The organism is Campylobacter concisus (genome assembly GCF_002914005.1).
Classification (GTDB): Bacteria; Campylobacterota; Campylobacteria; order Campylobacterales; family Campylobacteraceae; genus Campylobacter_A; species Campylobacter_A concisus_N.
Genome location: NZ_POZU01000033.1, coordinates 58971 through 65914 on the forward strand (window position 1 = coordinate 58971; position 6944 = coordinate 65914).

General features: G+C 37.5%; 8 protein-coding genes. 5 read left to right on the top strand and 3 right to left on the bottom strand.

Translation table 11 applies throughout. The annotated features are described in order from the left end of the window. Nucleotides 1-71 precede the first annotated feature (71 nt). The 4 genes from rplM (at nt 72) to CYP54_RS03490 (ending at nt 2776) form a co-directional block, all read left to right on the top strand. A complete protein-coding gene (gene rplM, locus CYP54_RS03475; RefSeq protein ID WP_002939292.1) occupies nt 72-500 on the top strand; it encodes a 50S ribosomal protein L13 in 429 nt (142 codons plus the stop codon). A 2-nt stretch (nt 501-502) separates the two neighbouring features. Then, on the top strand, nt 503-892 hold the full coding sequence (rpsI, locus tag CYP54_RS03480; protein ID WP_002939337.1) for a 30S ribosomal protein S9: 390 nt from the start codon (nt 503-505) through the stop codon (nt 890-892). Nucleotides 893-1046: 154 nt separating this feature from the next. Continuing rightward, a complete protein-coding gene (locus CYP54_RS03485) occupies nt 1047-2063 on the top strand; it encodes an OmpA family protein (protein ID WP_103604217.1) in 1017 nt (338 codons plus the stop codon). Between the two features lie 74 nt (nt 2064-2137). After that, nucleotides 2138-2776 (top strand): HAD family hydrolase, encoded by a 639-nt coding sequence (locus CYP54_RS03490; protein ID WP_103604218.1) that lies wholly within the window; start codon nt 2138-2140, stop codon nt 2774-2776. Between the two features lie 247 nt (nt 2777-3023). On the opposite strand, the gene CYP54_RS03495 is transcribed toward CYP54_RS03490, so the two are convergent. Together CYP54_RS03495 and CYP54_RS03500 are read right to left on the bottom strand one after the other, a co-directional pair. Further along, on the bottom strand, nt 3024-4160 hold the full coding sequence (locus tag CYP54_RS03495; RefSeq protein WP_103604219.1) for a BaiN/RdsA family NAD(P)/FAD-dependent oxidoreductase: 1137 nt from the start codon (nt 4158-4160) through the stop codon (nt 3024-3026). Next, a complete protein-coding gene (locus CYP54_RS03500; RefSeq protein WP_103604220.1) occupies nt 4157-5458 on the bottom strand; it encodes an MFS transporter in 1302 nt (433 codons plus the stop codon). The genes CYP54_RS03495 and CYP54_RS03500 overlap by 4 nt, the downstream gene beginning before the upstream one ends. A gap of 112 nt (nt 5459-5570) precedes the next feature. Here CYP54_RS03500 and CYP54_RS03505 point away from each other — a divergent pair, with 112 nt between their 5' ends. Next, complete coding sequence (locus CYP54_RS03505) at nt 5571-6212, top strand: non-canonical purine NTP pyrophosphatase (RefSeq protein WP_103604221.1); 642 nt, start codon at nt 5571-5573, stop codon at nt 6210-6212. Here the strand turns inward: CYP54_RS03505 and CYP54_RS03510 are convergent. Continuing rightward, entirely contained in the window at nt 6205-6717 is a 513-nt protein-coding gene (locus CYP54_RS03510; RefSeq protein ID WP_181001515.1) for a tetratricopeptide repeat protein, read from the bottom strand. The two genes, CYP54_RS03505 and CYP54_RS03510, sit on opposite strands and share 8 nt — an antisense overlap. Nucleotides 6718-6944: the final 227 nt, after the last annotated feature.

A 6944-nucleotide genomic window follows, 5' to 3' on the forward strand; every position in this document is an offset into this window, starting at 1 on the left:
AATTTAAGCTTTATAAAAGCATTGTTTAAATACAATCACAACTCAAAAATTAACTTGGCAAAGGTAAGAAAATGACAAAAATAACAAAGCCAAACGAAGTTAAACGAGACTGGATCGTTGTTGATGCAGCTGGTAAACGTTTTGGTAGATTGCTAACTGAGGTAGCAACTATACTTCGTGGCAAAAACAAACCATGCTTCACGCCAAACGTAGATTGTGGCGACTATGTTATCATCATAAATGCTTCAAAAGTAGAATTTACTGGTAATAACAAAGCTGAAGATAAACTTTATCACAGACACTCAGGATATTTTGGTAGCGTAAAGAGTGAAAAATTTGGCGATTTGATAGCAAATAAGCCAGAAAAACTATTTAAATTAGCTGTTCGTGGAATGCTTCCAAAAACTAAACTTGGAAGAGAGATGATAAAAAAACTAAAAGTTTATGCTGGCAGTGAGCATCCTCATACGGCACAAATAGCTAAAAAAGAAGGAAAATAATTATGGCAAAAGTTTATGCAACTGGTAAAAGAAAAACTGCCGTAGCAAAGGTTTGGATAAAGTCTGGAAGCGGTAAAATCGTAGTAAATGGTATGGATCTTAACACTTGGCTTGGCGGACATGAAGCTATAAAGCTTAAAGTAATTCAACCACTTTTGGTTACTAAACAAGAGAGTTTAATAGATGTAGTAGCCACAACTTTAGGTGGCGGTTATTCAGCACAAGCAGAGGCTTTAAGACACGGCATTTCACGTGCCTTAGCTGATATGGATGCTGATTTTAGAGCAGCACTTAAACCAAAAGGCTTATTAACTAGAGATTCTCGTGTTGTTGAACGTAAGAAATTTGGTAGAAGAAAGGCAAGAAGAAGCCCACAATTCTCTAAACGTTAATGAATTTTTGCAAGTGCTTTTGCATTTGCAAAAATTTAAGTTGTGTAAATTTCAAATTTACATTGTTAATTAAATTATGATTTAGAGTCGGTTAAATTTTATTCAGTTAAAATGTAACCACTTTAAAATAAATCCTAAGAAAGGAATTCTAAATATGAAAAAGATTGCTTTAGCTATGGTTGCCGCAACAGCGGTTTTTGCGTCTAACGCAGCATATAATTATGAAGTTACTCCAACTATTGGTGGTGTTCACCCAGAGGGAAATTTACGTGTAAAAGACCACAACTTCGTTGGTGTTAGAGCTGCTAGAAATCTTGAAGATTTTTTCTTTGACCAAGTAGAGCTTGGTGTTGATTACACTCAAAAAGCAAAAGAAAAAACAGGTAGCTTAACAAGAGAAGGAAGAGTTCTTAGATATCATGCAAATCTTATAAAAGATATAGTTGATTTTGGACCAGTTAGTCTATATGGCTTAGTTGGTGCTGGTTATGAAGATGTTCCAGCTATTTTTGTTAAAAATGAAGATGGCGGTTTTGGCCAATATGGTTTTGGTTTAAGATATCAAGTAACTGATAGATTCGCTCTTAAAGCAGAAGCAAGAGACGCTATCAAATTTGAACATGCTGATCATAACCTATTCTATTCACTAGGCTTTGGTATCGGTCTTGACTCAAAAGCAGCTCCAGTTGTGGCAGCAGCTCCAGTTGCAGCAGCAACTCCAGCAGCAACTCCAGTTCTTGATGATGATAATGATGGCGTGCCAAATGATATAGATCAATGCCCTAACACTCCAGCTGGCGTGGTTGTTGACGAAAGAGGATGCGAGAAAGTTATCGTTCTTAGAGATCTAGATGTTAACTTTGCATTTGATAGCTACAAAGTTGGACCAAAATATGCAGCTGAGATCAAAAAAGTAGCTGACTTCATGGGCGAACACCCAGATTATAAAGTTGTACTTGCTGGTCACACTGATAGCGTAGGTGCAGAAGCTTATAACCAAAAACTATCTGAAAAAAGAGCAAAAGCAGTAGCTGATGTTCTTGCTGGCTATGGCGTAAGTGAGGATAAAATTTCAACAGTTGGTTACGGTGAGCTTAAACCAATTGCTACAAATAAAACTAAAGAAGGCCGCGCTCAAAATAGACGCGTTGAAGCTACTTTCAATAAATAATCTTATTATTTAAAGTTACTTCTTTTAGGGGCTTAGCTTCGGCTAGGCCCTTTTTTATTTCTACGGAGAAAATGATGAAAAAAACCATACTTTTTGATTTGGACGGTACGCTTATTGATTCGACTTCTGCTATTTTAAAAGGATTTAATAGAGCTTTCTTATCCCATGGTAAAAAAGAGCCAGACCATAATGCATTAAAGTCTTTGGTTGGTCATCCGCTTGAAATAATGTTTGAAAGACTTGGTGCAAGCAAAAATTTAATTGATAGCTATATAAAAGAGTATAAAGCTTGCTATGAAAAAATTTATCTTGATGAGACGGTACTTTTAGATTATGCAAATGAAGCATTGAAGGAGGCAAGTAGCTTTGCTGATGTAGGTATAGTTACTACTAAAACTTCAAAATTTTCTATTATCTTGCTTGAGCATTTAGGAGTTATGAAATATATAAAAACTGTTATTGGAAGAGACGATGTTGCTAATCCAAAACCAAATCCAGAGCCAATAAATTTGGCTTTAACTAGACTTAATAAAGATAAAAATAATGTATTTATGGTAGGTGATACCATTATGGATCTAATGGCTGCACAAGCCGCTTTTATTACAGGTGTGGGTCTAACTTGTGGATATGGTCAAAAGAGCGATTTAGAGAAATTTAGTAAACATATTTTTTCAAACCCATTTGAAGCTGTTAGCTTTATAAAAGAAGTTTGATAATCTAATATTCCTAAACTGCTTATACTTTAAATTAAATTCAACCTAATGTTTAGCTTGCTTGGCTATAAAATTTATTCCAAAAATTCGTTGCTTTTGTTTGGCATAAAATCTTTTTAAAGTATTTATTATAAATTTTTAACATCTAAATTACTCTAAATAAATTTTCTTAAAAAGCTTACTTCCATAGTGAATTTATCTTATTTAAAATATGAAAATTTATCTAAAACTAGCTAATTTTAGGAGATCATAGATTTAAGACCCTAGCCACCTTTAGAGCGCTCGCAAATGCAAAATGCAAGTTATATCCGCCAAGCATGCCAGTGATGTCCAAGACTTCACCAACAAAATAAAGCCCCTTAACGTTATAAGCTTGTAAATTTTCATCTAAAAATTCACTCTTTATACCGCCTTTTGTAACTTCTGCTCTTTCAAAGCCAAATGTCCCAGCTGGAGCAAATTCATAAGCAAAAAGCCTTTTTATGATTTGTCTCTCATTATCGCTAAATTCATAAAAAGCTCTGTCTTTTAAGCCAAAATTTTTTAAAAACTCCAGCACAAATCTCTTTGGTAAGGGCAAAACCGAACTAAGTTGCTTTTTGCCATTTATTAAATTTTTCTCACTAAATTTGGACAAAAAATTTATGCAAATTCGCCCCTTTTGCCAAAATAGCGAGGCGTTTAGTATTGCTGGTCCGCTTATGCCCCTATGTGTAAAAAGCAGATTACCACTAAATTTATGGCTTTCATTTTTGCTATTTATCTCCACATCTGCGTTTAGGCTGACGCCACTAAGTTCTTTAAACCAAAACTCATCTTTTTGCACGCTAAATCCAACAAGTGCAGGTGCAAGAGCTGATGTTTCAATGTCAAAATCATTTGCTATTTTATAGCCAATGTCACTTGCGCCAAGGGCTTTGTAGCTTAATCCTCCACTTGCGATGACTAAATTTCTAGCTCTAAATTTTTCATCTTTTGTCAAAATTTCAAAAATTTCATCTATTTTTTTAGCACCGATAACTTCTTTGTTATAAAAAATATCTGCATTTTGCCTTTTTAAAAGGAGGCTCAAAACGCTCTTTGCACCGCTGTCACAGAAAAATTGATTTTGCTTTTGCTCGCTAAATTTAAGCTCACTAAAAAATTTCAAAACCTGATCAGGGCTTAGTATTTTTAAAATTTGCTCTATAAATTTTTGCTCGCCAAGGTAGTTTTTGGCGCTTACAAAGCGGTTTGTGATGTTGCACCTGCCGCCACCGCTTGCTAAGATCTTTTTGCCAGCGCTGCTGTTTTTCTCTAAAATGGCAATCTTTTTGCCCTTTAAATTTGCCCCTAAAAAGAGCCCGCTAGCGCCAGCACCAACGATGATGACGTCGTAGATCAAAACTTCAAGCTCTCTTTTAAGGCCGCCTCGCTTGTTAGGCGAGAGTCAAATTTGATCACTTGATTTTTCTCGTTTTTGTAATAATCAACCACGCCTTTTTGGCTATTTAGAAGCTCTAAATTTAAGCTCGCTTCTGGGCTTAGGTAGATATTTTTAAAGATTCTTGGGTCACTCAAGCTAAATAGCAAAACAAGCCAGATCACGCAAAGCACCACACAGATGGTGGCAAGCACTTTAAAGTCAAAGGCGTGCATGATGTATCCGCCAAACGCGCCCCCAACGAAGCTGCCAAAGTAGCCAAATGAGTTAAAGATGCCAAGAGCGGTGCCTTTTTGTGAGGATTTTACAAATTTTGTCGCGGTTGATTGCATGATTGGCTCGTGAAGGTTAAAGCCTATAAAAAATATCGCGATGCCAACCACAAATATAAATTTCGTAAAGCTAAGGGCAAAAATGGCGTAGGTTAGGGCAAAAAGCAATGTGCCAGCTATCAAGATGACCTTGCTAAGCCCCTTGCCATCGCCCAAGGCGCCAGCTAGCCCCATAGCCAAAAAGCCAAGCACGGCACCAAGCGTATAGACCTTGTAAAGCTCGCTGCTCTCATAGCCATACTCTTTTACTAAAACGATCGGGATCACCAAAAATGCGATGCTTGTGAGCATCTTTTGCATGAAAGAGGTGAAATTTATGATCATGTAGTCTTTTTGCAAAAAGAGCTTACCAAATGGCACCTTCTGGGCCTTTGCGCTCACTTTTATCTCTTTTGGCACGACGGTGTAGAGCAGCACGACGCAAAGCAGGCTAAGAGCAGCGCTTAGGTAAAAGAGGCTTGAAAGTCCGTAGCTTCTAGCAAGAAGCGGTCCAAGCACCATCGAAAGCGTAAAACTAAGCCCTATAAAAGCGCCCATTATCGCCATGGCTTTTGAGCGATTTTCTTCAGCTACAAAGTCGCTTATCATCGCTGTTGCTACCGCTCCCACGGCTCCCATACCTTGTAAAAATCTACCAAAAAGCATCGTGTAAATTTCACTTGCTAGAGCGCATACGATAGAGCCAGCCACAAATATCAAAAGACCGATGGTTAGGGCTTTTTTGCGGCCGATCTTATCTGAAAGAGCGCCAAAAGGCACTTGAAATATCATCTGTGAGATCGCATAGACGCCTACTATTAGCCCCACTAAAAACTCATTTGCGCCGCTTAAATTTAGGGCATAAAGGCTAAGCACCGGCAGGACTATAAAAAGCCCAAAAAACCTGCTAGCTACAATAAAAGATAGTGGCAAAACGCTTTTTAACATAAATTTTCCCTTATTTTTAAAAGGACTAAGTTTATCATTTTAATACTAATTTAAATTTAAAAATTTAATCTACTTTTTTGTAAAATACGCCCAAAAATCAAGGAGTTTTGCGATGAAAATCGTGCTTGCGACATCAAATTTAGACAAAGTAAAAGAGATAAAAGAGTTTTTAAAAGGCTATGAAATTTACGCACTAAGCGAGGTTGTGAAGCCATTTGAGATCGTTGAAGATGGTAGCACTTTTCAGCAAAATGCGCTCATAAAGTCAAGAGCTGTCTTTGCAAAGCTTAAAGAGCAAGGGCTTGATAGTGAGTTTATCGCACTTAGCGATGATAGTGGCATCAGTGTGGATGCGCTTGGTGGCGAGCCAGGGATCTACTCAGCTCGCTATTTTGACCTTGATGAAAATGGCAAAGTATGCGGTAAAAACGCAAATGACGCAAACAACAGAGCAAAGCTAATTAGCAAGCTAAAGGCGTTAAATTTAAAGAGCTCACCAGCTCACTACACCGCTTGTATCGCCATTAGCTCAAAATTTGGAGATTACACGACGCATGGCTTTATGTATGGCAAAGCGATTAACCAGGAGCGCGGCACAAACGGCTTTGGCTACGACGCACTTTTTATCCCAGATGGCTTTAACAAGACGCTTGGCGAGCTAGATAACGAGACAAAGCTTAAAATTTCTCACCGCTCAAAAGGACTTGAGCTTGCAAATTTTGTGCTAAAAAGTCTAAAGAAAAACTTTAGTTAAGCTCTTTTAACCCATTACTAGCTCGCTCCAAAAGACCAAGCGCGCGAGGGTTTTGCTCCTTGCCTTTTAAAATTTCAAATACTTCTTTGTAGTTTTTGGCAGCTTCGTCCTTTTGCTCAAGCTTTACTAGGTCGTTAGCGACTTCTACTAAAAGCTCTGATCGCACAAGCTCGTTGCCACTTAACTCTGGTGTGATATCAAGCAAATTTAACGCTAAAATGTGGTTTTCGTAGGCTTTTGCAAAGTCATTTTTCATGTAGTAGGCGTTACAGATGGACTTTATGCAAAGCAGCTCGTCGCGCATTTGGGCATTTGGCGTGACGTCATAAATTTTTTGAGCTTCTTGAAAATTAGCAAGCGCTTCGTCGTATTTGTCTAGCATCTTTTTTGCTGCGCCTATGTTTTGATAAGAGCGCGCTAGCAGCAGTTTGTCGCTAACGTTTGCCGCAAGCTCTAGGGCTCTTTGTGAGAGCTCTAGTGCTTTTTGTGACTCGCCTGCCAGCAAGTTATAGTATTCTCATGCTCCTTGCTGTACTTGGTCAAGCAAATTTGTGTCGCCTATTTGTAGCTCATCACAAGTAGTCAAATCGGAAGTAGAAAAATTAAAATTTTTAAGCATAGAATTCCTTTTGATTTTCCCACTTTTGCATAGTAAAATTTAAGTATTTATAAATTTTAAGAAATATATCAACCAATATCAAAAATTAAAAAACAGTATCCTTACTTTAATTT

Coding starts and splice junctions, on each gene's coding strand:
- CYP54_RS03505 (WP_103604221.1), top strand. CDS start 5,571: ATGAAAATCGTGCTTGCGACATCAAATTTAGACAAAGTAAAAGAGATA.
- rplM (WP_002939292.1), top strand. CDS start 72: ATGACAAAAATAACAAAGCCAAACGAAGTTAAACGAGACTGGATCGTT.
- CYP54_RS03500 (WP_103604220.1), bottom strand. CDS start 5,458: ATGTTAAAAAGCGTTTTGCCACTATCTTTTATTGTAGCTAGCAGGTTT.
- rpsI (WP_002939337.1), top strand. CDS start 503: ATGGCAAAAGTTTATGCAACTGGTAAAAGAAAAACTGCCGTAGCAAAG.
- CYP54_RS03490 (WP_103604218.1), top strand. CDS start 2,138: ATGAAAAAAACCATACTTTTTGATTTGGACGGTACGCTTATTGATTCG.
- CYP54_RS03485 (WP_103604217.1), top strand. CDS start 1,047: ATGAAAAAGATTGCTTTAGCTATGGTTGCCGCAACAGCGGTTTTTGCG.